The organism is Natrinema thermotolerans, from assembly GCF_031165565.1.
Taxonomy (GTDB): Archaea; Halobacteriota; Halobacteria; order Halobacteriales; family Natrialbaceae; genus Natrinema; species Natrinema thermotolerans.
In genome coordinates this window covers 2,588,202-2,612,108 of sequence record NZ_CP101873.1, presented here as the reverse complement: position 1 = coordinate 2,612,108, position 23,907 = coordinate 2,588,202, and the positions used below count along the sequence as shown (strand labels likewise).

Sequence of the window (23,907 nt, the reverse complement as noted above, 5' to 3'; positions counted from 1 at the left end):
CGCTTACTGGTGTGGTGTCGACGGTCGGCGCGGGCCCTCTCGGATACCGATCGAGACGGCGGCCGCTGGTCGAACGGGAACGGCGAAAACGTGAAACTCGCTCTCGAGTCGCGATCGGACCGTCAGTCTTCGAGGACGATCTCGATCGAGACGTCGTTCGGCACCTGAATGCGCATGAGCTGTCGGAGTGCGCGTTCGTCGGCGTCCAGATCGATCAGGCGCTTGTGGACGCGCATCTCCCAGTGCTCCCACGTCGCAGTGCCCTCGCCGTCAGGCGATTTCCGGGTCGGCACCTCGAGGGTCTTCGTCGGCAGCGGGATCGGACCGCTCAGGTTGACGCCGGTGTTGTTCGCGATCTCGCGGACGTCGTCGCAGATGTCGTCTAAGTCGTCTGGACTCGTGCCCGCGAGTCGAACGCGTGCTTGCTGCATTTATTCTTTCTCGTGGACTTCGAGGACCTTGCCGGCGGCGATGGTCTGACCCATGTCGCGGATGGCGAAGCTCCCGAGTTCGGGGATCTCGCTGGACGGCTCGATGCTGAGGGGCTTTTGCGGTCGGATAGTGACGACCGCGGCGTCGCCCGACTGGATGAAGTCGGGGTTCTCCTCGGCGACCTCGCCGCTCGAGGGGTCCATCTTCTTGTCGATCGACTCGATCGTACAGGCGACCTGAGCCGTGTGAGCGTGGAAGACCGGGGTGTAGCCGGCCGTGATCACGCTGGGGTGTTGCATGACGACGACCTGCGCCTGGAACGTCTCGGCGACGCTTGGCGGGTCGTCGGCGGGGCCACAGACGTCACCACGTCGGATGTCGTCCTTGCCGATGCCGCGGACGTTGAAGCCGACGTTGTCACCGGGCTCTGCTTTGGGCACCTCTTCGTGGTGCATCTCGATCGTCTTGACCTCGCCGCCCACGTCGCTGGGCTGGAAGGAGACGTTGTCGCCGGTGTTGAGGAGGCCGGTCTCGATACGTCCGACGGGGACGGTACCGATACCCGAAATCGTGTAGACGTCCTGGATCGGGAGTCGAAGCGGCGCGTCCGTCGGCGGCTCCGGCTCCGGCAGGTCGTTCAGGGCCTCGAGCAGGGTTTCGCCGTCGTACCACGGCGTGTTGTCGGACTTCTCGGCGATGTTGTCGCCTTCGAACGCCGAGATCGGGATGAACGAGGCGTCGTCGGTCTGGAACTGAACCTGCTTGAGCAGCTGGTTGACTTCCTCGACGACCTCGTCGAACGTCGACTCCTCGTAGTCGACGATGTCCATCTTGTTGATGCCGATGATGAGTTCGTCGATACCGAGGGTACGAGCCAGGAAGACGTGTTCCTGGGTCTGGGGCGCGACACCGTCGTCGGCGGCGACGACGAGGACCGCGTTGTCGGCCTGCGAGGCCCCAGTGATCATGTTCTTGACGAAGTCTCGGTGGCCCGGACAGTCGACGATTGTGAAGTCGTAGGCGTCCGTCGAGAACTCCTGGTGGGCGATGTCGATGGTGACACCACGCTCTCGCTCCTCGGCGAGGTTGTCCATGACGTAGGCGAACTCGAAGCCGCCCTTACCCTTCTCTTCGGCTTCTTCGCGGTGCTGTTCGATGACGTGCTCGGGTACGCTCCCCGTCTCGTAGAGGAGTCGCCCCACGAGCGTACTCTTCCCGTGGTCGACGTGACCGATGATGGCCAGGTTCTGGTGTTGGTCGCTCATTGTTGTAGCTCACGCGCAGAGGCGCTTATATCGGTCCCTTTGGCTCGTTGCGGTTAAAACCATTTCGAAAGCGTATTCGGTCCATCCCGCCGCCTTCTTGCGGTTTGGCTAGCATTCACACGACACGGACCGTTCGAACGGCCGGGGTAGAGGTCGCTCGGACACCCACGACGTCGAGGACGAACTATTCGAACGGAAGAGCCGAAACACGGAGCGTACGGGGGAGAAACAGCCGGTTACAGCGGCGGGAGACGGCCGACGTCCGACAGCACCGCGGTCGCCGTCTCCGGGCCGCCCGCGCCGCGGCCGCTCGAGTGCAGGGAGCCGGCGTTGCGGGTCTCGATCTGGACGATGTTTCGCGTGCCCGTGACCGCGAGCGCGCCGTTCTCGGGGACGAGTCGCGGGCCGACGCGGACGCCGTCGCGGGTCGCCTCGCCGATCAGCCGGATCGTGCGGCCGTCCTCGGCCGCGAGATCGAGCGCGCTGCCGGGGATCGACTGGATGCCCTCGACGGTCGCGTCCTCGAGCGAGAACCCGCCGTCGGCCAGCACGTTCGCGAGGATGACGAACTTCAGCGCGGCGTCGGTGCCGTCAACGTCGAAGGTCGGATCGGCTTCCGCGACGCCCAAGTCCTGGGCCTCCGCGAGGACGTGTTCGTAATCGAGTCCCTCCGCGGCCATGCGCGTGAGGATGAAGTTCGCGGTGCCGTTGAGGACCCCGCGGACGGCGGTGACCGACTGGGGCGTGCAGTCCTCGATCGTCGACAACACCGGGATCGCGCCGCCGACGGTCGCCTCGAACCGGATCGAGCCCGCGCTGTCGGCCTCGAGCGAGCGAAGTTCCTCGTAGCGTTCGGCGACCGGCCCCTTGTTCGCCAGCACGGCATGGCGGTCGGCCTCGAGCGCGCGTCGGACGTGACTGAAGCCGGGTTCGGCGTCGTCCAGCGTCGTCGGCGTCGCCTCGATGAGGACGTCGTACTCGGTCTCGAGGACGTCCTCGGGATCGGCCGGCCCGATGGCCTCGTCGCCGGCCTTGCGCTCGAGAGCCGCCTCGACGGGGATCCCGTCGGGATCGACCGCGGCGCTGGTCGAGTCGGCCAGCGCGACGACCTCGTGACCGTACTCGCCGGCCAGATCGGCCACCGAACGGCCCACGTCGCCGGCACCCAAAATTGCGAGTCGCATCAGGCCTCACCTCCGAGCAGCGGTTCGACGACGGTCAGTTCCTTGTCCGACCCGATCGAGCGGATGGCCGCGAGGGCCTCCTCGGAGCGGCCGGAATCGATCGCCAGCCGGGCGCGGGCGCTCGAGATGCCGTCGGTACCCTCGGGCGCGGCCAGTGAGAGGTCCTGAACGACGGCGTCGGCCTCGTCCTCGATCCGCGAGAGGGTATTCGAGAGATCGGTCTCGACGAGGTTGCCTACCAGCACGACGCTGACTTCCTCGCCGTAGTGTTCCTCGCCGGCCTGAATGACGTTGACGCCGGCACCGCGCAAGGCGTCGACGATGTCGTCGAACCGGTCGGGCGGACACTCGAGGTCGACCTCGACGGGAATGTGCCCCCGCGGTGTGATGTTGCCCCGCTGGTGGTGGATGCTCAACAGATTGCCGCCGTTGTCGGCGATCGGGGCGAGCGCGCGAAGCAACTCGCCGGGTTCGTCGACCAGCTCGAGCCGGACGGTGTACGCGCGGACGCCGCCGTCGGTCTCGGCGTCGGGCTCGTCCTCGCCGGAATCGGGCGCGTCACCCATCGCCGACACCTCCTGCCTGCAGGCGTCTACTCGTCATGATATCTGATGTCCGTAACGGGCGCGTAAAAGGATATAGGACTTGCCAAAACTGTCCGACCCTGTCAACGTGGGACACAGGGGGAAGACGAAGCGTAACCCAGTATCCGAGCCGTCAGAGGTGGTCCTTCCCGGGGTTCGACGAGCCCCAGTCGCCGCGGCCGCCCTCGGTCCGGTCGACGCCCATGATCGACTCGGGTTGGTCGGGGCCGCCGAGGCTATCTCGAGCGTCGGGGACACGGACGGTGACCTCGTCGATCTCCGGCCACGTGATGAGTTCGGCCTCGATGTTGCCGGTCGTCACGTCACTGACCGAACACCCCTTGCAGCCGCCGCCGAGTTCGATGATCACCTCGCCCGTCTCGGGGTCGGCCGCCCGCACCGCGCTGGTCCCGCCGTGCATCTGAATGATCGGCATCTCTCGGGCCATCCACTGCTCGACGCGTTCCTGCAGTGACGGCTCGTCCTCGGAGTTGGTCATGTGCAATGCTAGGCGCTCGAGCGTGGTATAAGTTGGGTCACGACCGCGAAAACAGCCGAATTAATCCTGAACGTTTCCGTTCCCGCGTCGGCGGCACCACTCGAGGCCGGCCACGCCCCCGGCGAGGGTGGCGAGCCCGGTGAAGCCGGGAATCGAATCGTCGCTCGCGGCATCGTCCCCCGCCCCGTTCCTGTCGGACCCGTTGGACGGACCGGACTCTCGCAGCGACGGCGGATCGGCCTGTTCGCCGCGCTCGATCGGGAAGGTATAGAGCGCCCCCTCGAGCGCGGTGTTGGGAATCGCTTCCGTACTCGAAGCGATGAACGTCTCGCCGGGGTCGGCGACGCGGGCCGTCCAGAACCCGGTCTCGTCGGGATCGCGCCACCACGCGAGCCGTTCGGGGTCACTCGGATCGGAGATGTCGTGGATCTTCACCCCGCCCTGATACCACGACGAGAAGAGCCGGTCGCCGCGGAGATCGAAGTTGTGTGAGGTAGTCCAGCGCCCGCCACCGTGGCTCTCGTCGTCGGTCCGGGGCGGGTCGATCGAGCTTCGGTGGACGGGGGCCGCGGGATCGCTCACGTCGTAGAGGTCGATTCCACCCGGCCGGTCGGGCTCGCCGTCGGTCGCCCAGGCCTCCCGGCCGACCGCCAGAAGCTCGCCGGTATCGTCGACGGCTGCGTAGTGGTCGTTGCCAGGCAACCCGTAGACGGCGTCCTCGTAACCGATCCCTCGTTGGGCCTCGAGAGTGGTGTCGGCGACGTGGGTGATGTACTCGGGGTCGGTCGGGTCGCTCACGTCGACCAGATAGGTGCCGGCGTTCCAGTAGGGAAGGGCGGCGATGTCGTCCTGGACGGAAACGTCGTGGAGATATCGCCCGAGAAACGGACGGTCACGCCAGCCCGGCTCGTGATCCAGGAGGGACCACGAGCCGATCCGCGTAATTTCGCCGTCGACGTCGAAGATCGCGAGCGCGTTCGTGTCCGTCTCGGACTCGTTCTCGGCGACGAACAGCAGGTCTCCCTCGAGCGTACAGTTGTGGATGTGGAAGGTGGTCGCGTACTCGTCGACGGCGGTCGGGTCGGCGGGATCGCTCACGTCGTAGCAGCGAAACCCCATCGGCTCGTAGCCGAAGTTGGCCGGGCCCGCGACGACCAGCCGGTCGCCGTCGACACTCACGTCGAGGATATTGCGCAGGGACTCGCCACCGATCTCGACATCATGTTCGGCGAGGACCGTCGGGTTGGTGGGGTCGCTCACGTCGACGGTCGCGAACCCGGTCGTGGTCGCGAGGTACGCCGTCTCACCGTCGTCGCCGACGACGGCCTCGGCGGCGGCCTCGACGGTGACCCGACCGAGCGGTTCGTACGACGCCTGCCGTGCGGCCGCCGGCGCCGCTTGGACCGCCGAGATCGTGGTCGCGCCTGCCAGCGACAACCCGGCAGCACTGGCCCGGAGGAAGGCTCGTCGCTCCATACGTGTTCGCTCTCGCCCAGCTACATAGAAGGTCCTACTCGAGCGGAGCGGGCAGTGCGGTCACGGAACGCGGGGCCACAGCCGGTCGCGAACGGACCGTCGATCGGTCACTCCCGCAGTCGCCGCCGGTCGCCGGTGCCCTCGGTGAGCGCACTCGCCAGCGCCCCCTCGACGACGACGTCGTCACCCTGATCGGTGACGCGAATCTCGGGGACGTTGGTCATCACCATCTCCGAGACGCGCTCGCGGATCGGATCGACGACCAGCTCCTCGTTGTACAGGGCGACCGCGCCGCCAAAGGAGACCACGAGCGGGGCGAAGGCGTGGATCACGTTCGTGACGCCGATCGCGTTCCAGTGGGCCAGTTGCTCGATGACGTAATCGGCCAGTTCGTCCTCGCCCGCGAGTTCGAAGACGTCCTTCGCGGTGAAGTCGGGGCCCTCGAGCGGGAGGCTCGTCGAAATCGTCGGGTCGTCCTCGGCCAGCAGGCGGGCGTAGTCGGGGATGGCGTTGCCCGAGCAGTAGGCCTCCCAGTGACCCTCGTGACCGCAGCCACAGGTCAGTCGGCCGCGCGGGTCGACGACGTAGTGGCCGACCTCGCCGGCGTTGCCGTCCCAGCCGCCCACGACCTCGCCGTCACAGCAGACGCCGGCACCGATCCCCGAGGAGATAGTCACGTAGACCATGTCGTCGGGGTTGCGATCGGCGTGAAAGCGCTCGCCGATGACGCCGGCGGTGGTGTCGTTGTGGAGGAAGACGTCGTCGCTGCCGATCAGTTCCGAAATCGGCCCGGTCAGCGGGATCCGATCGATCGAATCGGGGAGGTTCGCTGGGTCGATCACCGCCCCTTCGGCGAGGTCGAACGGTCCGATCGACCCGATTCCGGTCGCGGCGATCCGCTGAGGGTCGATCCCTGCCTCCGCACACGCCCCCCGAAGCGTTCGCAGCACGCCCTCCGTCACATCGATACCAGTCGGCCCGCGCGGCGTCGATCGGCGGCTCGCACCGATCCTCGTCCCGTCGGCCTCGGCGACGACCGCCCGGACGTTGGTCGCACCGAGATCGACGCCCGCATAGTAGACCATGCTGTCCTAGGGACGACCGCGACCCTACTTAACTACCCAGATTGTACTCGCCGATGAGTTGCGATCTCGATACGTCACGGCCGGCGTTGCCCGCCGTCCGGTCCGTGATCGGGGCGTCCCGCCGTCGGCGACACTCGTATGTTACTCTATGACATAGCCATAGTATGGCTACCGACGAGCCACACCCCGACCGCGACGCCGACCCGGCCGCGGTGCCGTCCGACGCCGAACTCGAGGCCCTCCACGAGGTCGAACTCGGACTCGAGTGGATCCAGCGGGCCCAGGGCTGTCTGCTCGAGTTCCACCACGCAACGGGCCACGGGATGGACCACCTCGCCCGGAGCGAGGAGTTGCTCAGGGAGGCCGGTAACGACGACCTCGCGGACGCGATCCGAACCGAACTGCTCCCCCACGGTGTCGTCGACGAGGACCGCTGGTCCTACGACGTCCTCGAGAACTTCCAGACCACGCTGCTCGCGGAGACCCGATCGCTCGAGCGCCGGGTCCGGCGCGAGTTGGCCGACGGGAAACGACACGTCCGCGAACGCCGACAGGAACGGGAGTGGAAGCGACGGGCGGAGAAGTGATAACCGATGCTGTCGGTCGCCGAACGCCGTTCGTGAGTGGGCGTCTGTCGCGTCGCCGCCGGGACACGGAATCGGGCGAAAGCGAGACGGCGGATCGTGGCCTACTCCATCACGTCGAGGTCGCGGAAGTAGGTGACCGGGCAGGGGGCCTGCAGGATGATCTCCTGCGAAACGGAGCCGAGAACGGCCTTTTCGGCGGGCGAGCGCCGGCGGCCGCCGACGACCATGCGATCGGCGTCGACGTCGACCGCCATGTCGACGACCTCGCTACTGACCTCGCCGAGCGCGCCCCTGATCTCGTAGTCGACGCCGGCGTCCTCGAAGCGCTCCGCGAGTTGGGGCACCGGCGCGCGCTCGGCGGCGACTGCGTCGGGGTCGACGTCCTCGGCGCGAGCGTCGAAGCCCAGTTCCTCGTGGATGTCCTCGTACTCGTCTTCGGTGAAGGCGTGGCCGATCACGACCGTCGCGTCGAGTGGATCGGCGATCTCGAGAACGGTCTCGGCGAGTTCCGGAGCGCGTACTGTGTCCATCGGTCCGACCGCAAGGAGTACTGTATCGATTGCCATACCGTCACAGTGGTTGGGCCACCCGCTTAAGTATTCTCGTCGTTGCAGTATTCCAGAAATACCCGACGGGACCCAGGCGCGGACGGGTCGTGGCGGGACTACTCCTCGAACCCGTCGCTGCGGACGAACGTGACGGGACAGGGGGCCGACAGCATCACTTCCTGGGCCGTCGAGCCGAAGATCGCCTTCCCCGTCGGCGACCGCCGGCGACCACCGACGATGACCCGATCGGCACCGGCGCTCTCAGCCAGTTCGACGATCGACGGGCCGTGTTCGCCGACCGCACCCCGAATCTCGTAGTCGACGTCGTGGTTCTCGAGGACGTCCCGGATGTCGTGGATCGTGGCGTGACGCGAGGCCACCTCGTCGGGGTCGATCTCGTTGACGGTCGGATCGAACTCGAGGCGGTCGAGGACGTCGTCGTACTCGCTACTGGTGAACACGTGCGCGAGAACGACCGTCGCGTCGGCGGGGTTCGCTACCTCGAGGGCAGCCTCGGCCAGCAGTCCGCTTCGGTCGGAATCACCGGGACCGACAGCAAGCAATACTGTCTCTAGCATGGACAGGGATTGCTCGCGCAGCGACGTAAATCCGAGGGTCACGGAAGCGGACGGTGACGGCCCCGTCCCGGGCGATTTTTCCACGTTCTCGCCGACGGGGAAGACATGGACGGACCAGACCTCACGGGGCAGACGGTACTCGTCACCGGTGCCGGCCGCGGCGTCGGCCGCGAACTCCTGTTGGCGACGGCAGACTGCGGCGCGAAGACGGCGGTCCACTACCACACGAGTGCCGACGCCGCTCGCGAGACGGCCGCCGACGCCCGCGAGCGCGGTGCCGAGGCGGCGACGACGGTACAGGCCGACGTGACCGACCCCGACAGCGTCGACGATCTCTTCGAAACCGTCGAAGCCGAACTCGGGGATGTCGACGTACTGGTGAACAACGTCGGCGACTTCGCGCCCGCCCACTGGGAGTCCCTCGCGTTCGAGACCTGGAACCGCGTCCTCGAGACGAACCTCAACGGGACCTACCTCTGCTCGAAGCGGGCGCTGCCGGCGATGCGCGAGAACGAGTACGGTCGGATCGTCAATATCGGGTACGCCTCGAGCGAGCGGGCCATGGTGAGCCCCAAGAACTTCCCCTATTTCGTCGCGAAGACGGGAGTGCTGATGTTTACGCGGATGCTCGCGGCCGACACGGCCGACGACGGGATCACGGTCAACGCCGTCTCGCCGTACGTCGTTGAGAACTCCGACGAGTTCCCCGCGGACCTCCCGCGGGACCGGCCCGCGAGCTTCGAGGACCTGATCGCGCCGCTGTATTTCTTCCTCGATCCCGACAGCGGGTACGTCAGCGGCGAGAACATAGAGGTCGACGGTGGCTGGTTGCCCGAGACGGTGTAATCCGATCGACCCGCGGCGTGATGTGCCGCGGATAGTTTTTGGTCCAGATTTTTGCAAGGAGCGGGTCTCGAACGGCGTGAGAGACCCCGACGCAGTAAAAAGGCGGGTGTAGAACCTCGAGGTAGACGGTGGCTGGTTGCCCGAGACGGTGTGATCCGATCGGACCTGAAATGACCCTCGGACGGACCCGTCAGGACCGAGGGGCCGGGGTTGACAACGTTTGGGGCCGTCCTTTCACGCGCTCGGACGCTAACCAGAGTATGAGTCTCCCGATCGCGATGGGGTGGCGGCACCTGCTCTTTGCCAACTGGGCGGTCGATCCTGGGGTCGTCGCGGCCCGACTGCCGGACGGACTCGAGGTCGAGACCTACGACGGCCGGGCGTGGCTCTCGGTTGTACCGTATCTCAACGTCGACGTCCGTCCGCGGGGCGTGCCCGCGGCCGCCGGCGTCGACCTGCCCGAACTCAACCTCCGGACCTACGTCAGCCGGGACGGCGAGCCCGGCGTCTACTTCTTCAGCCTCGACGCCGAGGGGGTCCTCGGTGTCCTCGGCGCGCGACTGTTCCACCGGCTGCCGTACTACTACGCCGACATCGAGATCTCCGGGACCGAGCGCGGGATCGCCTTCGCGAGCGAGCGCCGGCACCCGGGCGCCGCACCGGCCGAGTTCGTCGGCACCTACGAACCCGTCGGGGACGCCTTCAAGCCGGAACCCGGATCGCTCGCGGCGTTTCTCACCGAACACTACCGCTACTACACGACGGCTCGAGACGGGACGCTTCGCTACGCCGACATCGACCACGAGCCCTGGACGCTCCGTGCGGCGACGGCCGAGATCGAGCGGAACACGCTGTTCGAGGCCAACGGGTTCGACGCGCCCGCCGGGACGCCGGTCTGTTACTACAGCCGCGGCGTCGACATCGCGTCCTCGCGGAATCGGCGGTGGGAGTGAGTCGACCGCGGGGCAGTCGAACGCGCCTCTGACCGCTCTCTCGAGCCGAACGTCCGGCGTCGCCGCGTGCGTCGGCGACGACCTCGAGGCGCGGTCGTTACCGGTCGACCGGAACGAGCGGAAGCTACATGTTCGTGAGCCCGAACGGCCACGTACGATGAACGAACCTGGCATCCAGTCGCTGATGGACCAGGAGACGCTCGATCGGCGCGTTCGCACCGGCGAAGCCCCCGAGTGGGTCGCCGACCACTGGCACTCGTTTCGCGAGGGGCTGCTGGGCGAGCGAAACGACACGTCGTTTCCGTGTTTCTTCGGAGCCGAATCGGTCCGGGACGGCGAGCCGATCTACACCGCAGTGCCCTCGATGAGCGACGCCGACGCGCTGTTGACGCTGCGCGATCGGCTCCTCGAGTACCTCGAGGTCTACGAGGACCACTCCGACCGGGCGTCGCTGGTGACCTTTTTCAAACCGCCTTCGGAGCCGCTGTCGGAGCGGGAGTACCACGACGCGCTCTGGCACGTTCTGCAGACGCTGCACTGTCACGACCCCGAGCCCTGGCCCGCGGACATCCCGACCGATCCCGACGACCCCTACTGGGAGTTCTGCCTCGGCGGCGACCCCATGTTCCCGACCTGCCGGGCCCCCTTCTACGACGAGCGCAGGAGCCGGTACTGCCCGATCGGCCTCGAGATCACGTTCCAGCCGCGGGCGCTGTTCGAGTCCCTCGACGTCACCGCTGACACCGAGGCCGGCCAGCGCGCCCGCGACGTGATCCAGGACCGCCTCGAGGAGTACGACGGCGTCTGTCCCCACGCCGACATCGGCGACTGGGGCGTCGAGGGCGATCGGGAGTGGCCCCAGTACATGCTCTCGTCGGACGAGGAGCAGGCCCCGTCGACGTGCCCGATCACGATCACGCGAACGCACCCGAAACCCGCCGCGCGACTGCCATGACGGCGGACGGGGTCGCGATCGGCGACCGGCTCGAGAACGCCGCGCTCGTCCTCGTCGACCTCCAGCGAGGGTTCGACCACCCATCGTGGGGTGAGCGGAACAACCCCGACGCCGAAGCCAACGCCGCGGCCCTGCTCGAGCGCTGGCGCGAGGCCGATCGCCCGGTCGTCCATGTCCGGCACGACTCGACGGAGCCCGACTCGCCGCTCCGGCGCGACGGGGAGGGGTTCGCGTTCAAACCCGAGACCGCGCCGGTCGACGGCGAGCCGACGCTCGTCAAGTCAGTCAACAGCGCGTTCGTCGGAACGGGCCTCGAGGAGCGACTCCGCGAGCGGGAGATCGAGACGCTCGTCCTCGTCGGGCTCACGACCGACCACTGCGTCTCGACCACGACCCGGATGGCGGAGAACCTCGGCTTCGAGCCGATCGTCGTCGCCGACGCGACCGCGACGTTCGGGCGGACGTTCGACGGCGACTCGTTCGATCCCGAAACGGTCCACCGAACCGCGCTGGCCCACCTCGAGGGCGAGTTCGCCGAGATCGCATGCACCGACGAGTTGCTCGCCGTCGATTCCTGATCCCGCGGACGACGCGACGTGCGGACTGGTCGCGATCGCACCGGGAAATCGGACGGGGGTCGCCGACCGTACCGATGACAAAACAGTAATAGAACGGGAGACAGTCAGGGAGACCAATGAGTGACGATCGACGACCGTTCGTGGTCGTGTTACTGGGGAGTGCGCTGGCCATGGCGGGACTCGTTCATCTCTGGCTGCTCCCGCGATATCTCCCGAACGAACCGGTGTCGGCCGGACTAGCGCTGATAGCCGGCTGGGCGAGCGTGACGTTGCTATGTTACGCGATCGGACGACTCCAGTCCGCTCCCCGGGAGTTGCCGAACATGCGGTTTGCCGACATCGGTATCGCGCTCCTGTTGGTCTCGCTGGTGATCGCGCTGGCGCTCGATGCCGTCGGACTCGCGTCCGAAGCGACCGCGCCGGTCTATGCCCTGCCGGCGCTTGGCATCTATGCCGGCCTCGCACTGATCGGCTGGTCGATCGGCCGCCGGACGGAAGCGATCAACGAGATCGTCCGCTAGTCCCGCCGGCTGCTCGTCCGGTCGGGCCCGGCTCACTCGACGCTCGATTCGGAGTTGGCGACGAAGACCGGCACGTCGCCGAACCGGACGACGTGGTCCGTAACGCTGCCCATCGCCATCCGGTGGACGCCGCCCCGTCCGCGGGTCCCCATGACGATGAGGTCGGCGTCGACGTCGCGGGCGTACTCGAGGATCGCCTCTGCCGGCGGTCCGTCGAGGACCGCCCCGGTGGGCTCGAGGCCGGCGGCTTCGGCGGCTTCGACGACCGCATCGACGGATTCTTGCGCTCGACCCCGCATCGCGTCTTCGGCGCTGGCGGCCTCGCCCGGGAGGCGGAGACCGCCGAGCAGACCGGTGTCGGCGACGCTGACGACGTGTACCGCCGCGTCGTGGGCGGTCGCAAGTTCGATACCGGTCTCGGCGGCGACCTCGGCGTGGTCGCTCCCGTCCGTCGGAAGCACGATCGTGTCAAACATTTCTCGGTCGTACGACAGGCGCGGTGAAATTCCTACCGGAACGTGACTTCGATCGGGGCCGACGGATCAAACGAACGCCAGCGGCACCATCACGGCCACGCCGACGGCGATCCCGGCGAGTAGTTCCCGCTTGCCGCCGCGAGGGAGTCCCTCGCCGACGTCAAGCGCCTCGGGGATGAACTCGGTGAGGACGAGGTAGATCATCGCGCCCGCGGCGAAGCCGAAGCCGTAGGGAAGGAACTCCCGAGCGTAGCGGACGAAGCCAAACGCCAGCACTGCCCCGATCGGCTGGGGGAGACTCGAGAAGACGGCCCACCAGACCATCTTCCATTCGGAGACGCCCATCGAACGCAGCGGGATCGAGATCGCGGTCCCCTCGGGTACGTTGTGGATCGAAATCGCGATCGTCATGAAGATTGCCAGTACGGGGACGGTAAAGCCGAGGAACTGCGCGCCGCCCTCGAGACCGAGGTCCGCGAAGGAGACGCCGATGGCGACCCCCTCGGGGAAGCTGTGAACCGTCAGGATCCCGAGGATGAGGACGAGTTTCTTGAAGTCGGCCTGCTCGTACTCCCGCGGATCGATCTCGGTGTCCATCAGGACATCGTGTGCGATGACGACCAGCGCGACGCCGGCGACCATTCCGATCGCGATCTCGAGGGGTGTCCCCTCGGCCAGCCCCTCCTCGACCAGTCCGAACAGCGACGCCGACACCATGATCCCCGAGGACAGGCCCCAGAGAACGACGTTACGCCGATCGCTAATGCCATCGAAGAAGAAAAACGGGAGCGCGCCGAGGCCAGTCGCCAGCGCCGTGATCAGGCCGGCGATAAACACCAGTACGAGGTTCTCCAGAGCAACCATCTGCCGGATATCGGTGATAAACGTATAAATCGGCGGCGAAAGCGGCGTTCGTAACCGTGTTATCGACGGGTCGTCCCCTCATACGGTGGGAAGCGGGGACGGTCGCTCCGAGATCGCCGACCGATACCGTCAACAGCCACCCGTCGAATGGCACGTGTATGTCACTGTGGCGATCGCGTCGGGCCGGCTCCTACCTCGCGCTGGTGGCCGGAACCACTGTCGCCGCAACGCTACTGTACAACTACGGGATGGCGACCTTGGAGAACGATCCCCAGCCGCTCTACCGGTCGCTCGAGGTCGTCTTCCAGACCTTTACGACGACCGGCTACGGCGAGGATGCGCCCTGGTCGACGCCCCAGATGAACTTCCTGATGATCGGGCTCCAACTGACGGGAATCGGGCTGATCCTCACGGGTGTCGACATCTTCGCCGTCCCGTGGCTCCGGTCGGCGCTCGCGACGACGCCCCCGACGACCGCATCCGACCTCGAGGACCACGTCATCGTCTGCGAGTACTCGCCCCGCGGCGAGGCGTTCATCGAGGAACTCGAGTCCCGCGGACAGGAGTACGTCGTCGTCGAGTCCGACGAAGGAGCGGCGAGGGAACTCCACGAGACCGATCGGCGGGTGGTTCACGGTGATCCCGAATCCATCGACGTTCTCGAGGACGCGGGGATCGAACGGGCGCGGGCGGTCGTGGCCGACGCGGCGGACGACACGAACGCGAGCATCGTTCTCTCGGCGCAGGAGGCAAACCCCGAGATCAGGGTCGTGACGCTGGTCGAGGATCAGCGCCTCGGGGAGTATCACCGGATCGCGGGGGCCGACGAGGTCCTCTCACCCCGGCAGTTGCTCGGCGAGAGCTTCGCCCACCGGGTACCGACGGCCGTCACGACCGCGGTCGACGAAGGGGTCGAGATCGGGAACGATCTGGAACTCGTCGAACTCTCGATCGCCGAGGGAAGCGACCTCTGCGGGCAGACCGCCGACGCGGTCGGGCTCCGGAACCGGTTCGGCGTCGACGGGATCGGTGCCTGGTTCAACGGGGACTTCGAGAGCCCGATTCCGCCCGATCGCGACCTCGAGACGGGGACGCGACTGCTCGTAGCGGGCGAGCCCGACCGGATCGACGAGTTGCGGGCCGAGGCCGCGTCGACGGTCCATCCCTTCGCGGCACGGCGTGTCGTGATCGCCGGCTACGGCGAGGCCGGTATGGCGGCCGGCGAGGCGCTCGCGGCGACGAACACCCGGGTGACAGTCCTCGACAGCGACGACAAGGACGGCGTCGATATCGTCGGAGACGCGCGCGATCCGGCGACGATCGACGAGGTCGGGATCGACGGTGCGTCGGCCGTGATCATCACGCTGGACGACGACACGAGCGCCATCTTTGCCACGCTGGTCGTCCGGGACCTGGACCCATCAGTCGACATCATCGTTCGGGCCAACGACGCGGAGAACGTCCAGAAACTGTACCGTGCGGGTGCGGATTACGTCCAGTCGCTGGCGACCGTCAGCGGGCGGATGCTCGCCTCGACCGTCCTCGAGGACGAGGAGGTCCTGGCCGTCGACAGACAGGTCGACGTCGTGAGACTCCCCGCCGGCGAGTTGGCCGGGCGAACGGTCGTCGACGCCGACGTCCGCTCCCGGACCGGTTGTACCGTCCTCGCCGCGGTTCGAGACGGCGAGACGATCACCGAGTTCGATCCGGCCACGTTCGTCTTCGAGGCGGGCGACGAGGTCGTCATCGCCGGGACGGACGAGAGCGTCCGCTCGTTCGAGACGCTGTTTCTCGACTGAGAACGCGGCACGCGGTTCGGTCGTCGCGGGTCAGTTCGGTATCGCGGGCCGGCGGCCGCTGCCTATACCAGCGAGCGGAAGTCCAGATCGAAGTGCTGTTTCGCGAGTTGGGCGAGCAGCGGCGCGTCCTCGAGTTCGAGCAGGCGCGCGATGGCACGGAAGTTCCCCTTGTTCGCCTTGGCCAGCGTGTCGTCGTCGAGGCGCTCGAGGTCCCGCATGAGCTTGTCGTAGCGCTCGTTGGGTGCGAGATAGAGGAGGCGAGTCATCAGCAGCCGGTTGTCGACGTTGGGCGCGACGTCGCGGTGCCAGAGGGTGTCATAGACCGCGAGGTTCTCGGCGGTGGGCTCGATGTCGTCGTGTTTGAGACAGCTGTCAGCGGCCATGGCGGCCACCCGGCCCGACTGCATGCACTTGTTGATCCCCTCGCCCCAGAGCGGGTCGACGGTCGGGACCGTGTCGCCGATGGCCATGAACCGGTCGGTGTGGAGCTGTCCGGGCTTTTGGATGTGGGCCGAGCCGCGGTGTTGCTTGCCGGCGATCCGCTCGGCCTCGCTGAATCGAGGATCGGTCTCGAGCCAGTGTTCCATGTAGTCGTCGATGGTGTGGCCGTCCTTGGCGTAGCGGCTGTGGTGTTCGTTCTGGATGTAACAGAGGCCGACCTTGGCGGTGTCCTCGCCGGTGTGGAAGATCCACGAGTAGCCGCCGGGCGCGATCTCGTGGTCGAGCCGGAGCATCATCGCGTCACGCAGGTCGGCGAAGCCGGGGCGGTCGATATCGATCCCCTCGAACTCGTACTCGATGCCGATGGCGTGGTTCTCGCGTTTGAGGTCGACGACGTCGAGTTGCTTCGCGAGGGGGGCGCTCGGCCCCGTCGCGTCGACGACGATATCGCCGTATACCTCTTTGTCGCCGTTGTATCTGACGCCGGCGATCTCGCCGCCCTCCATGATCGGCGCGGTCACGCGGGCGTCGAACCGGTACTCCGCACCCGTTTCGCGCCCGTCTTCAACGAGGTACCGCTTGAAGTCCGCGAACTCCAGTACCGCACCGGGCTGGTCCCGGACGTAGTGTTCGGTCGGGGACTCGAGGACGACGCTGTCGGTGTACTGCATCACTACGTCGTCGGGGATACCGAACGCGGACATCATCGAGTGGAAGGTTCCCGCAGTGGACTTGTTGCTCTGGCGCGGGAACTCGTCCTCCGCTTCGGTCTCGAGGACGACGACGTCGTACCCCCTGGCAGCGATATCGCGGGCACACTGTGCGCCGGCGGGACCGGCACCGGCGATGACTACGTCGTAGCGGTCGTTCATGTAATCGGGACTGTGGCGGACCTTAATTAGTTTGTCCAGTTACGATGGGCGGTACGTAGTGGAATCCCTTGAGTACCGGGCCTGACTCGGGAGAACCGATAGACCGGTCGTACAGCATCGATACCGGGAGATACTCCGCCAATCGAACAGGTCCGGCGGAACGAATTGCCGTCTCGAACGTAACGCCGTGGGCATAGTTGCCATAGAACAGAGAGTTCTTCGAGGCCGTCCACGACGAGACGCCGCTCGAGGCGGTCGTCTACGCACGCCTCGAGACCCATACCTCGGAGACGGTCTCGTCCGCCCGTTTGTGCGCCTCGAGGGGTTCGTACGCGTCCCCGGAGAGGCGGACGCTCTTGGACATCTGCAGACAGTCGGATGCAGAAACCGAAAGGCGAATACACGAAACGACGGGTCGCTACCGAACGATCGTCACGGGGACGGGCGCCTGTCGGGCGATCCGTTCGGCGACGCTGCCGAGCAGTACCCGCGAGAACCCGGTCCGGCCGTGACTCCCGACGACGATCCGGTCGACGCCGTTCTCGACGGCGAAGTCGACGATCGTCTCGGCCGGTTGGCCGACGATCGTCTCCGTTTCGAGCGCACAGTCGTACTCGACCGCGCGCTCTTCGGCCTCTACGAGCAACTCCTCGGCGGCCTCCCGCTGGCGCTCGAGCAGTCCCTCCGGGCCCAGATGTGCCATCTCGCCGTAGCCGCTATCGGTCGGATCGACCGCGTGGACGACGGTGAGGTCGTCGTCGGGATGCTCCCGGCAGGCGAACTCGAGGGCCGCCCACCCCGGTTCCGAGTCATCGAGCGCGACCAGTTGGTGCATACCGGACCGTACGCCGACCACCCACTTGAGTGTCAGGCTCCCTCACACCTAGTGACGACTGACTGTCCCGCAAACCGAGTTGCCGCGAGCGAATCGACTCAGGCTGCAGTCACTCAGCCGATCCGGCCGGTGGGACGGCCGTCGCGATCGATCGCAGCCACGACTCCCGATCCGCGGCCTTGAGGGCCGCGGAGGCGGCCCCCGTCGCGTCGACGCCACACTCGAACGCGCGGGCGACGTCCGCGGCGGTGCGGACCCCGCCGCCGACGAACGTCCTCGTCGCCGGGCGTTCGTCGGCGACCGTCTCGACGAACGCCGCGATCCGCTCGGGGTCGCTCCGGATCAGCCCCGCGTCGCTGCCGATATCGGCCGGCCGCTCGAAGAGCAGACAGTCCGGCCCGGCGGCCAGCGCCATCCGGGTCGTCGCCCGGCTCTCGACGGCGACGATCGAGTCGAGGCCCAGTTCGCGACACCGGTCCACCGCACGCTCGAGGGCCGTGAACGCGACCTCGTTCTCGGGATGCGAGACGTAGACGGCGTCGGCCCCCGCGGCCGCGACCGCCTCGAGGGAGAGGTCGCCCACGCCACACTCCGCCCGTGGGGTACCCGCCTGCGCGACGACGAGCAGGTCGGTTCGCTCGGCGACGCGCCGGAGGTCGGGGGGCTGCGGAGCGACGGCGAACCGACGCCCCGTTTCGTCGGCGACGCGGTCGATCGTCTCCGCGAACGCGAGGCCGTCGTCGCCGGCCGTCCCCTCGGCGGTCTTGAAATTGACCAGGAAGAAGGGGTACTCGAGGCCCATCTCCGTTACTCGGAGTAGCCCTCCTGTAAGAACGCTCCCTCGGTCTCGTACATCGAGACCAGTTCCTCGATGAGTTCCTCGGGCGATTGGCCCTCCTCGCAGTGGCTTTCGAGTCGCTCCGCCAGATCGTCGCCGATCTCGAGTGTCTGTGTCATGGGTACGTGTGGTGCGGCCGGTCCGCGTTCCGTCAGCCGTACGGTCTGCACCCAGCGGCAAATAGTCCGGGGGCACACAGCCGAAACCGACCGGGTTCTGGCCGGTTCTCGCCTGCGGCCGTCCCCCGCCGGCACGGGACGGCCGGTCGTTTACCCCGATCCCCCTCGTATCCGCTCCCCGTGACAGCACCACTGACCGACGACGCGGTCGGCAAGACCGTCGTCGACGTCGAAGGGAAGGAACTGGGCATCGTCGCGAAAGTCGAGAACGGCAGCGCGTACGTCGATCCCGATCCCAGTCTGACCGAACAGGTCCTCGCCTCGGTCGGCTGGGAGGGCGAAGACGACGAGGACTACGTCGTTACCGAGGACATGCTTCGCCGCGTCGACAACGAGGTCGTCCTGCGGGGCGAACTCTAGTCGTTGCGTTCGCACCGGCCGACAGCGTCACTCGAACGACCCGTCGTCCAGCGACTGTTCGCGCCAGGTCGTCCAGTCGTACATCCGCTCGAGTTCGCCGCCCTGCTGGCGGATTGCCACGGCGGTGTTGAACAGGAACGCGGCGACCAGCGAGGTCCCGACGAGCCACGCGGCGTCGGCGAGTGCCCCGTAGCCTGCGAGGTGGTTCGTCACCAGATCGACGAAGACGACGGCAGTGACACAGACGATCGCCGGCAGCAGGTGTCGCGTCAGGGCGGCGAATGTCGTCCCCTCGTGGACCCGCACGGCGCGGACGCCGTACAACACCGCCCACGCGGAGGTGACGATCCAGCCGACCGCGACCACCAGCCGGGTCGAGGCGGTCTGTGCGAGGAAGGCCCCCCACCACGCGGCGACGAAGCCGGCGATGACGACGTAATCCGCCCACGCCGGCAACAGCCGGGACCGGTCGCCCGCAGCCGGCTGGTCGTGGTACATCGCACGGATCGCCAACGCGATAAAGAGGAAGAAAAAGAGGATCGCGCCGTCGACGAACCGGCCGATCCACTCGGGCTCGAGCAACAGCGAGGCGACGCCTGAGACGGCGTAGACGATCGCCGCGCCGATGCCGATCAACAGATACCACTGTTCGGTGGTGGCTTCGACGGCCAGCACCTCTCGCACGTAGATAATAGCATAATAGAGCAATACGACAGCTGCGACGCCCATCGAGAGGTACGCGAACAGCCGTCCGATCGCGACCGTCGTGGCCGGATCGCTGGCATCGAACGTGATCGACGAAATAGGGGCGAACACCATCGGATGAACGTGACAGCCGCGCCAGTATAAGTATGTATCCCTGTTTCCGCCGCTCGGGAAGCCGTCGCGGGCGACCGCGGGTCGTCTGCCCCAGCGTCTGACGTACCGACCAGTGACGAGTCGGTTCGGCGACCGCGGTCGCCCCGCTCGAGGCGACGGCCGTCGGTCCAGACGCGGTCAAACAAATTCCGAGGCGGCGAGAAAGGAATCAGCGGCCGAGTCTCCGCTCACGGGTCCTCGTCGTAGATGTCGCGGGTGGGCTCGCCGGTGACGTCGACGACGCCGAGAGCGCCGCGGCGGGCGGCACGAGTCAGGGCGTGGTCGACGATCTTGACGGGGCCGGGGACGGGGAACTCCATTTCGGCCGCAGCGGTGGTGCCGGGTGCGACGGGAGCGGTCTCGACGTTCAGATCGGGGTCGGTCAGGAGGTCGCCGTCGCGGTAGAAGCGACTCCAGACGTTGCCGATCGCGTGCCACGAACTCAGCAGGTTCGGGCCACCGTTGGCGAAGTACACCCGCGCAGTTTCGCCGGTGTTGGCCTCCATGGGGACACCGCCGTCGGGGGTGAAGCCGTAGGCCTGGCCGTTGAACACGACGTAGGTGGGCTCTTCCTTGAGCATGGCGTCGAAGTCGAAGCCGTGGTGGCCTTCCTCGCCGAGGTCGCCGTCCGTGTAGATCTCGTGCTGGCCGAGGTAGAACTCGTTGTCGACCTCGGGGAGGCCGTCCTCGGGTTCGACGAGGATCGAGCCGAACATACCGCTACTGATGTGCTGGTCCATGTTCGGGATCGCACAGTGGTAGATGAACACGCCGGCGTAATCGGCGGTGAAGCTGATCTGGGTGGGGTCGTCGCCGGGCGCGATCGTGGTCGCGTCGGCACCGCCGCCGGGGCCGTAGACCGCGTGGAAGTCCATGTTGTGAGCGGCCACGTTCAGGTCGTCGGGGACGTCGAAGGTGAGGTTCACCCGGTCGCCGCGGCGCACTCGGAGCATCGGCCCGGGAACCTGCCCCTCGAAGGTCATGTAGTCGAAGGTGACCCCGGGCTCGATCTCGGCCGTGACCCGCTCGGTCCGGATCGTGACGTCGTGTTCGCGGGGCTCGTTCCAGTCGACCGGGTCCGGAATGTCGGTCGGGTCCCGCGCGATGCGGTCGACGTCGACGGCTTTGGCCGCTGGCAGCCCCTCGTCCTCAGCCGCCGACTGGTCGCCGTTGCCGCTGTCGGTCTGCGTGTCGCCACCGAGGCAGCCGGCGACTGCCAACGCGCCGGTCGCTCCGATCGCCTGCATCGCCCGTCGTCGGGTGAGATTGGATTGGGTCATTGGTCTTCTCCTCACGTGGTCGTATCGGGGATATACGTACAGGGGCATCGACGATTCTCGAGCAGTGGTAAGCGAATTGATCGTTCCCGATATATCGTGGGTGTTTAAGTGGCGAATCGAATACCGGATTGATTCGACCGAAAAGAGAGGTTTCAGGCGGGTCGAGACGGGGGAGAAATCGACAGCTGACGTCGAGTCCTCGATTTCCCGATACGAGAAGGCCCGCTCGACCGTCGGGGAGGCCGCCAGAGCGAACACGGGACGGCACGAACGGTCGGCCGATGGATCCGATCGAGTTACGCGAGGCGGTGCCCGTCCTCGAGTCGAGCGTCTACTGTAACTGTGGGGCCGGCGTCACCGAGCGGGGGATCGTCGCCCGACCGCTATCGACGCCCGACGCGATCCGGGCGTCGATCCACGCGTTCAACAGCGCGGCCGACGCGGACGCTGCTCGAGGCACTGTAGCGATTCGCGAAACCGGACCGGCGGAAGTCAGTCGGCGGCCTGTCGCTCCTCGAGGGCGGATCTAACGTCGCCGTACCGCTCGAACCGATCGGCACCGATGTAGTCGACGGTGTCTTGCAGGTACTGGGCGAGCTGTTTGCCGATCTGTTGCTGGTCGTAGCCGTCGAAGGGCTGCTCGTCGTAGATCGGGTCGGCGAGCAGTCGATTCTCGACGTACTCCTCGATGCGGGGCTCGTAGACGTCGGTGACGATGTCCGGTTCGGCCACGGCCAACTGCTGTAAGACCCAGCGGCCGTTCTCGATGTGGCGGGTCTCGTCCTGTCGGACTTTGCCGATGGCTTCCTGGAACGACTCGAGGACGATGTCCCGTCCCATTGCCTCGGCTTTCAGTTCGATCATCTGATCGAAGCTGAGGTAGCCGCCGCGGGCGAGTTGCGCCTCGACGATCCCCATGTAGTTCAGGTAGGCTTCCCCGAGGGTGTAGACGAGTTCGGTCCGGTCACCGCCGTTGATCGCCGCGAGGAGGTCGTCCGCGGTGTCGTAGAGGTCGTCCGTGCTGTACCCCTGCTCCTGATAGCCGCCCTCGCGGTAGGGGGCCGTCTCCTGCGTGCCGAAGACCTCCTTGAAGTACCGGCTGAAGAGGTCGGTGTGTTTGGCCTCCTCGTAGACCTGCTGGGCCAGGTACATCTCCTCTTGGACGGTGTCGAAGGGCATCTCCTCGTTGGGCAGGGCGTCCAGCGCCATCATGTACGGCGCGAGCGTCCGGGTGACGTCCTCCTCGCCGTCGTAGAAGCCCGAACACGTCGCGAGGAACCGGTGTTGTTCCGCCTCGGTGAACGACGCCCAGTCCTCCCGATCCCGCTCGAGGTCGTACTCGTCGGGGTCCCACGTCCCCTCCCGTTTGCCCTTCCGATAGAGTTCGTACGACGTCTCGCGATCGCTATAGTCGATTGTCATGTGGGCCACGACAACAGATACCATAATCAACGTTCCGGTCGGTTTCACCGACTGTCGTCGGGAACGAGAGCAGTCGGCCGAACCGGTATCCGGCGGTCTGGGACGCCGCAGCCATCCGTTTCCGAACCGCTACTCGGCGGCCGAATCGGCCGACGCGGCGGCCGTCTCGAGCATCGTCTCCCGCTCGTCGAAGTAGGCCGGCGCGTCGGCGTCGGCCTCGAACTCGATGACCCGGGTCAGGGCCGTCTGGCCGTCCTCGACATCCGTAGCCAACTCCTCGGCAAGATCGGTATAGTCGGCCGCCAGATCCTGAAACGCCTGCATCCGTGCCTGTTTGGCCTCGACGAGGAGCTGTTTCTCCTCGAGTTCCGCCTGTAACTCCTCGATCGCCGCGACGTCGACCTCGCCGGCGTCGGGGACATCGGCGGTCGAGGGGGTTTCGGTCGCCGGTACCTCGTCGGGCAGGGCCTCGAGGCGCGAGCGGATCTCGGCCATCTCGGCGTCGATCTCGTCGAGGAGGTCGTCGGCTTCCGCGGCCATCGTCTCGACGCTGCCCGAGAGCAGGCCGGCCTGCGTACGACAGTACTCGACGAGGTCGTCGACCGCGAGTGGGTCCGCGGCGTCGTCGCTCATAGTCTCCCTTGGGGCTGCCGGCCGAAGTCACTTTGGTCCCGACGGTGGGGCCGGACGACCGTTCGACTCCGAAGCGTCCGCTCCGCACTCGGTCCGGATTTCACTGCGTCCCGAACACTTCCAGAGAGTCCGTTTCCAACGGGGCCTTCGAGAAGAGGGAGACGACGTCGCCCGTTTGAATAACGGTCTCGCCTTTCGGCGTGAGGACGTCTCCGTCCCGTTCGATCCCGACGACGAGCATTTCGTCGGCCAGCAGTTCTTCATCGACCGCCTCTTCGATAGTCGTGTCCGCGATCTCGGCCCCTTCCGAGACGGTAAATTCGACGACTTCCGCGTCTCCGGCCAGACTCATGAAGTCGGTTAACGACGGTCCCTTGGGCACGTTTTCCGGGCCGAACGGGTTGTACGGCGTGTGATACTCGCCTTCGATAACGCTCTCGTCTTCGATCTCCAACCCGAGATCGGAGAGTTCGCCCGCGATTTTGTTAATCTCGTTCGTGTCCGCTCCGACGACCGTGATCCCCAAGTTCGCGGATCCGGCCATCAACTCCTGGACCGTTATGACGCCCGAAATTTCCAGGGCCGACTGGGCCAGCCGGGCACGATCCGGAATGGGGGCCGTACACCTGAAATGATAGGTGACGTACCCGTCGATGGACTTGTAATCGATATCAGCGAGATACCCGCGAAGGATCCCCTGCTCCTCGAGTTGTGCGATCCGGTTTCGGATCGTTGCCGGCGTCACCTCCATTTCTTCGGCGATATCCGATGTTGCCGTGTTCCGTGCATCCAGTGCCAAATAATAGAGGATGCGTTTGTCGATTTCATCGACGCGCTGGGTCATAGGGAAACTACGTTCAGGGCTCATAAATGTCTTCTCTGAACTCCCGCGTTCGTCCAGCGATGCTGGCGCCGAAACTCCCGCAGACCCGCACACGCGGTATTCGTCTCCGTTTGAG

29 protein-coding genes are annotated in these 23,907 nt (G+C 66.5%); 9 read left to right on the top strand and 20 right to left on the bottom strand.

What is annotated here, in order from left to right; translation table 11 throughout:
- Positions 1–122 precede the first annotated feature (122 nt).
- The 7 genes from rpsJ to NP511_RS13375 all read right to left on the bottom strand — a co-directional run bounded on the left by rpsJ (position 123) and on the right by NP511_RS13375 (position 6,525).
- Positions 123–431: a 30S ribosomal protein S10 gene (gene rpsJ / locus NP511_RS13405; protein WP_004215311.1), complete on the bottom strand. Its 309-nt coding sequence runs from the start codon at positions 429–431 to the stop codon at positions 123–125.
- Positions 432–1,697, bottom strand: coding sequence for a translation elongation factor EF-1 subunit alpha (tuf, locus tag NP511_RS13400; protein ID WP_006181534.1), 1,266 nt, complete (start codon positions 1,695–1,697; stop codon positions 432–434).
- Between the two features lie 236 nt (positions 1,698–1,933).
- Positions 1,934–2,881: a homoserine dehydrogenase gene (locus tag NP511_RS13395; RefSeq protein WP_049965896.1), complete on the bottom strand. Its 948-nt coding sequence runs from the start codon at positions 2,879–2,881 to the stop codon at positions 1,934–1,936.
- Positions 2,881–3,447 carry a hypothetical protein gene (locus tag NP511_RS13390; RefSeq protein ID WP_006647757.1) on the bottom strand — a complete coding sequence of 189 codons (567 nt, stop codon included), beginning with the start codon at positions 3,445–3,447 and terminating at the stop codon, positions 2,881–2,883. The genes NP511_RS13395 and NP511_RS13390 overlap by 1 nt, the downstream gene beginning before the upstream one ends.
- 151 nt (positions 3,448–3,598) lie before the next feature.
- Positions 3,599–3,964, bottom strand: coding sequence for a NifU family protein (locus NP511_RS13385; protein ID WP_006647758.1), 366 nt, complete (start codon positions 3,962–3,964; stop codon positions 3,599–3,601).
- 60 nt (positions 3,965–4,024) lie between these two features.
- Positions 4,025–5,440, bottom strand: a complete 1,416-nt coding sequence (locus NP511_RS13380; protein ID WP_049965895.1) for an LVIVD repeat-containing protein — start codon at positions 5,438–5,440, stop codon at positions 4,025–4,027.
- Between the two features lie 107 nt (positions 5,441–5,547).
- Complete coding sequence (locus NP511_RS13375) at positions 5,548–6,525, bottom strand: ROK family protein (protein ID WP_006647760.1); 978 nt, start codon at positions 6,523–6,525, stop codon at positions 5,548–5,550.
- Between the two features lie 164 nt (positions 6,526–6,689).
- Here NP511_RS13375 and NP511_RS13370 point away from each other — a divergent pair, with 164 nt between their 5' ends.
- The gene (locus NP511_RS13370; protein WP_049965894.1) at positions 6,690–7,112 is read left to right on the top strand and encodes a hypothetical protein; all 423 of its coding nucleotides are present in this window, start codon (positions 6,690–6,692) and stop codon (positions 7,110–7,112) included.
- A 101-nt stretch (positions 7,113–7,213) separates the two neighbouring features.
- On the opposite strand, the gene NP511_RS13365 is transcribed toward NP511_RS13370, so the two are convergent.
- Entirely contained in the window at positions 7,214–7,678 is a 465-nt protein-coding gene (locus NP511_RS13365) for a universal stress protein (protein ID WP_049905329.1), read from the bottom strand.
- 98 nt (positions 7,679–7,776) lie between these two features.
- Positions 7,777–8,238 carry a universal stress protein gene (locus tag NP511_RS13360; protein ID WP_049905330.1) on the bottom strand — a complete coding sequence of 154 codons (462 nt, stop codon included), beginning with the start codon at positions 8,236–8,238 and terminating at the stop codon, positions 7,777–7,779.
- A 105-nt stretch (positions 8,239–8,343) separates the two neighbouring features.
- Between NP511_RS13360 and NP511_RS13355 the strand changes: the two genes are divergently transcribed.
- The 5 genes from NP511_RS13355 (at position 8,344) to NP511_RS13335 (ending at position 12,091) form a co-directional block, all read left to right on the top strand.
- A complete protein-coding gene (locus NP511_RS13355; RefSeq protein WP_049965893.1) occupies positions 8,344–9,084 on the top strand; it encodes an SDR family NAD(P)-dependent oxidoreductase in 741 nt (246 codons plus the stop codon).
- Between the two features lie 260 nt (positions 9,085–9,344).
- Positions 9,345–10,037: a YqjF family protein gene (locus NP511_RS13350; RefSeq protein ID WP_049965892.1), complete on the top strand. Its 693-nt coding sequence runs from the start codon at positions 9,345–9,347 to the stop codon at positions 10,035–10,037.
- 157 nt (positions 10,038–10,194) lie between these two features.
- Positions 10,195–10,992, top strand: a complete 798-nt coding sequence (locus tag NP511_RS13345; protein WP_049965891.1) for a YqcI/YcgG family protein — start codon at positions 10,195–10,197, stop codon at positions 10,990–10,992.
- Positions 10,989–11,570, top strand: a complete 582-nt coding sequence (locus NP511_RS13340; RefSeq protein WP_049965889.1) for a cysteine hydrolase family protein — start codon at positions 10,989–10,991, stop codon at positions 11,568–11,570. Before NP511_RS13345 ends, NP511_RS13340 begins: the two co-directional genes overlap by 4 nt.
- 116 nt (positions 11,571–11,686) lie before the next feature.
- Positions 11,687–12,091, top strand: a complete 405-nt coding sequence (locus tag NP511_RS13335) for a hypothetical protein (protein WP_006181548.1) — start codon at positions 11,687–11,689, stop codon at positions 12,089–12,091.
- A 32-nt stretch (positions 12,092–12,123) separates the two neighbouring features.
- On the opposite strand, the gene NP511_RS13330 is transcribed toward NP511_RS13335, so the two are convergent.
- A complete protein-coding gene (locus NP511_RS13330) occupies positions 12,124–12,567 on the bottom strand; it encodes a universal stress protein (RefSeq protein ID WP_006181549.1) in 444 nt (147 codons plus the stop codon).
- 66 nt (positions 12,568–12,633) lie between these two features.
- Positions 12,634–13,431, bottom strand: coding sequence for a ZIP family metal transporter (locus NP511_RS13325; RefSeq protein WP_006647769.1), 798 nt, complete (start codon positions 13,429–13,431; stop codon positions 12,634–12,636).
- A gap of 158 nt (positions 13,432–13,589) precedes the next feature.
- On the opposite strand from NP511_RS13325, the gene NP511_RS13320 reads away from it, so the two are divergent.
- Positions 13,590–15,230, top strand: a complete 1,641-nt coding sequence (locus NP511_RS13320) for a potassium channel family protein (RefSeq protein ID WP_049965888.1) — start codon at positions 13,590–13,592, stop codon at positions 15,228–15,230.
- A 62-nt stretch (positions 15,231–15,292) separates the two neighbouring features.
- Here NP511_RS13320 and NP511_RS13315 read toward each other — a convergent pair whose 3' ends face one another.
- From NP511_RS13315 to NP511_RS13300, 4 genes are all read right to left on the bottom strand, one after another.
- Entirely contained in the window at positions 15,293–16,543 is a 1,251-nt protein-coding gene (locus NP511_RS13315; RefSeq protein WP_049965887.1) for a digeranylgeranylglycerophospholipid reductase, read from the bottom strand.
- Between the two features lie 418 nt (positions 16,544–16,961).
- Positions 16,962–17,378 carry a universal stress protein gene (locus tag NP511_RS13310; RefSeq protein ID WP_049965886.1) on the bottom strand — a complete coding sequence of 139 codons (417 nt, stop codon included), beginning with the start codon at positions 17,376–17,378 and terminating at the stop codon, positions 16,962–16,964.
- Positions 17,379–17,487: 109 nt separating this feature from the next.
- Positions 17,488–18,180, bottom strand: a complete 693-nt coding sequence (locus NP511_RS13305) for a triose-phosphate isomerase (protein ID WP_049965885.1) — start codon at positions 18,178–18,180, stop codon at positions 17,488–17,490.
- 5 nt (positions 18,181–18,185) lie between these two features.
- Positions 18,186–18,335, bottom strand: coding sequence for a DUF7557 family protein (locus NP511_RS13300; RefSeq protein ID WP_162834895.1), 150 nt, complete (start codon positions 18,333–18,335; stop codon positions 18,186–18,188).
- 180 nt (positions 18,336–18,515) lie between these two features.
- Between NP511_RS13300 and NP511_RS13295 the strand changes: the two genes are divergently transcribed.
- Positions 18,516–18,755, top strand: a complete 240-nt coding sequence (locus tag NP511_RS13295) for a hypothetical protein (RefSeq protein WP_006647775.1) — start codon at positions 18,516–18,518, stop codon at positions 18,753–18,755.
- Between the two features lie 27 nt (positions 18,756–18,782).
- On the opposite strand, the gene NP511_RS13290 is transcribed toward NP511_RS13295, so the two are convergent.
- Both NP511_RS13290 and nirK read right to left on the bottom strand, forming a co-directional pair.
- Complete coding sequence (locus NP511_RS13290) at positions 18,783–19,574, bottom strand: hypothetical protein (RefSeq protein ID WP_049965884.1); 792 nt, start codon at positions 19,572–19,574, stop codon at positions 18,783–18,785.
- Positions 19,575–19,801: 227 nt separating this feature from the next.
- The gene (gene nirK / locus NP511_RS13285) at positions 19,802–20,860 is read right to left on the bottom strand and encodes a copper-containing nitrite reductase (RefSeq protein WP_211249123.1); all 1,059 of its coding nucleotides are present in this window, start codon (positions 20,858–20,860) and stop codon (positions 19,802–19,804) included.
- A gap of 314 nt (positions 20,861–21,174) precedes the next feature.
- Here nirK and NP511_RS13280 point away from each other — a divergent pair, with 314 nt between their 5' ends.
- Positions 21,175–21,423, top strand: coding sequence for a hypothetical protein (locus NP511_RS13280; RefSeq protein WP_049965882.1), 249 nt, complete (start codon positions 21,175–21,177; stop codon positions 21,421–21,423).
- Here the strand turns inward: NP511_RS13280 and NP511_RS13275 are convergent.
- From NP511_RS13275 to NP511_RS13265, 3 genes are all read right to left on the bottom strand, one after another.
- On the bottom strand, positions 21,386–22,315 hold the full coding sequence (locus NP511_RS13275) for a ferritin family protein (protein WP_049965881.1): 930 nt from the start codon (positions 22,313–22,315) through the stop codon (positions 21,386–21,388). The genes NP511_RS13280 and NP511_RS13275 overlap by 38 nt on opposite strands.
- A gap of 129 nt (positions 22,316–22,444) precedes the next feature.
- The gene (locus NP511_RS13270; RefSeq protein WP_049965880.1) at positions 22,445–22,948 is read right to left on the bottom strand and encodes a hypothetical protein; all 504 of its coding nucleotides are present in this window, start codon (positions 22,946–22,948) and stop codon (positions 22,445–22,447) included.
- Between the two features lie 100 nt (positions 22,949–23,048).
- Positions 23,049–23,792 (bottom strand): Lrp/AsnC family transcriptional regulator, encoded by a 744-nt coding sequence (locus tag NP511_RS13265; protein ID WP_049965879.1) that lies wholly within the window; start codon positions 23,790–23,792, stop codon positions 23,049–23,051.
- Positions 23,793–23,907 lie beyond the last annotated feature (115 nt).

What these genes read in the sequence shown, in the direction of transcription:
- rpsJ (WP_004215311.1), bottom strand. Translation starts at nt 431, where the DNA reads ATGCAGCAAGCACGCGTTCGACTCGCGGGCACGAGTCCAGACGACTTA.
- NP511_RS13270 (WP_049965880.1), bottom strand. Translation starts at nt 22,948, where the DNA reads ATGAGCGACGACGCCGCGGACCCACTCGCGGTCGACGACCTCGTCGAG.
- NP511_RS13340 (WP_049965889.1), top strand. Translation starts at nt 10,989, where the DNA reads ATGACGGCGGACGGGGTCGCGATCGGCGACCGGCTCGAGAACGCCGCG.
- NP511_RS13345 (WP_049965891.1), top strand. Translation starts at nt 10,195, where the DNA reads ATGAACGAACCTGGCATCCAGTCGCTGATGGACCAGGAGACGCTCGAT.
- NP511_RS13280 (WP_049965882.1), top strand. Translation starts at nt 21,175, where the DNA reads ATGGATCCGATCGAGTTACGCGAGGCGGTGCCCGTCCTCGAGTCGAGC.
- NP511_RS13395 (WP_049965896.1), bottom strand. Translation starts at nt 2,881, where the DNA reads ATGCGACTCGCAATTTTGGGTGCCGGCGACGTGGGCCGTTCGGTGGCC.
- NP511_RS13275 (WP_049965881.1), bottom strand. Translation starts at nt 22,315, where the DNA reads ATGACAATCGACTATAGCGATCGCGAGACGTCGTACGAACTCTATCGG.
- NP511_RS13330 (WP_006181549.1), bottom strand. Translation starts at nt 12,567, where the DNA reads ATGTTTGACACGATCGTGCTTCCGACGGACGGGAGCGACCACGCCGAG.
- NP511_RS13320 (WP_049965888.1), top strand. Translation starts at nt 13,590, where the DNA reads ATGTCACTGTGGCGATCGCGTCGGGCCGGCTCCTACCTCGCGCTGGTG.
- tuf (WP_006181534.1), bottom strand. Translation starts at nt 1,697, where the DNA reads ATGAGCGACCAACACCAGAACCTGGCCATCATCGGTCACGTCGACCAC.
- NP511_RS13335 (WP_006181548.1), top strand. Translation starts at nt 11,687, where the DNA reads ATGAGTGACGATCGACGACCGTTCGTGGTCGTGTTACTGGGGAGTGCG.
- NP511_RS13365 (WP_049905329.1), bottom strand. Translation starts at nt 7,678, where the DNA reads ATGGCAATCGATACAGTACTCCTTGCGGTCGGACCGATGGACACAGTA.
- NP511_RS13360 (WP_049905330.1), bottom strand. Translation starts at nt 8,238, where the DNA reads ATGCTAGAGACAGTATTGCTTGCTGTCGGTCCCGGTGATTCCGACCGA.
- NP511_RS13350 (WP_049965892.1), top strand. Translation starts at nt 9,345, where the DNA reads ATGAGTCTCCCGATCGCGATGGGGTGGCGGCACCTGCTCTTTGCCAAC.
- NP511_RS13390 (WP_006647757.1), bottom strand. Translation starts at nt 3,447, where the DNA reads ATGGGTGACGCGCCCGATTCCGGCGAGGACGAGCCCGACGCCGAGACC.
- NP511_RS13355 (WP_049965893.1), top strand. Translation starts at nt 8,344, where the DNA reads ATGGACGGACCAGACCTCACGGGGCAGACGGTACTCGTCACCGGTGCC.
- NP511_RS13310 (WP_049965886.1), bottom strand. Translation starts at nt 17,378, where the DNA reads ATGCACCAACTGGTCGCGCTCGATGACTCGGAACCGGGGTGGGCGGCC.
- NP511_RS13315 (WP_049965887.1), bottom strand. Translation starts at nt 16,543, where the DNA reads ATGAACGACCGCTACGACGTAGTCATCGCCGGTGCCGGTCCCGCCGGC.
- NP511_RS13290 (WP_049965884.1), bottom strand. Translation starts at nt 19,574, where the DNA reads ATGGTGTTCGCCCCTATTTCGTCGATCACGTTCGATGCCAGCGATCCG.
- NP511_RS13375 (WP_006647760.1), bottom strand. Translation starts at nt 6,525, where the DNA reads ATGGTCTACTATGCGGGCGTCGATCTCGGTGCGACCAACGTCCGGGCG.
- NP511_RS13305 (WP_049965885.1), bottom strand. Translation starts at nt 18,180, where the DNA reads ATGGGCCTCGAGTACCCCTTCTTCCTGGTCAATTTCAAGACCGCCGAG.
- NP511_RS13380 (WP_049965895.1), bottom strand. Translation starts at nt 5,440, where the DNA reads ATGGAGCGACGAGCCTTCCTCCGGGCCAGTGCTGCCGGGTTGTCGCTG.
- NP511_RS13385 (WP_006647758.1), bottom strand. Translation starts at nt 3,964, where the DNA reads ATGACCAACTCCGAGGACGAGCCGTCACTGCAGGAACGCGTCGAGCAG.
- NP511_RS13370 (WP_049965894.1), top strand. Translation starts at nt 6,690, where the DNA reads ATGGCTACCGACGAGCCACACCCCGACCGCGACGCCGACCCGGCCGCG.
- NP511_RS13265 (WP_049965879.1), bottom strand. Translation starts at nt 23,792, where the DNA reads ATGACCCAGCGCGTCGATGAAATCGACAAACGCATCCTCTATTATTTG.
- nirK (WP_211249123.1), bottom strand. Translation starts at nt 20,860, where the DNA reads ATGCAGGCGATCGGAGCGACCGGCGCGTTGGCAGTCGCCGGCTGCCTC.
- NP511_RS13325 (WP_006647769.1), bottom strand. Translation starts at nt 13,431, where the DNA reads ATGGTTGCTCTGGAGAACCTCGTACTGGTGTTTATCGCCGGCCTGATC.
- NP511_RS13300 (WP_162834895.1), bottom strand. Translation starts at nt 18,335, where the DNA reads ATGACACAGACACTCGAGATCGGCGACGATCTGGCGGAGCGACTCGAA.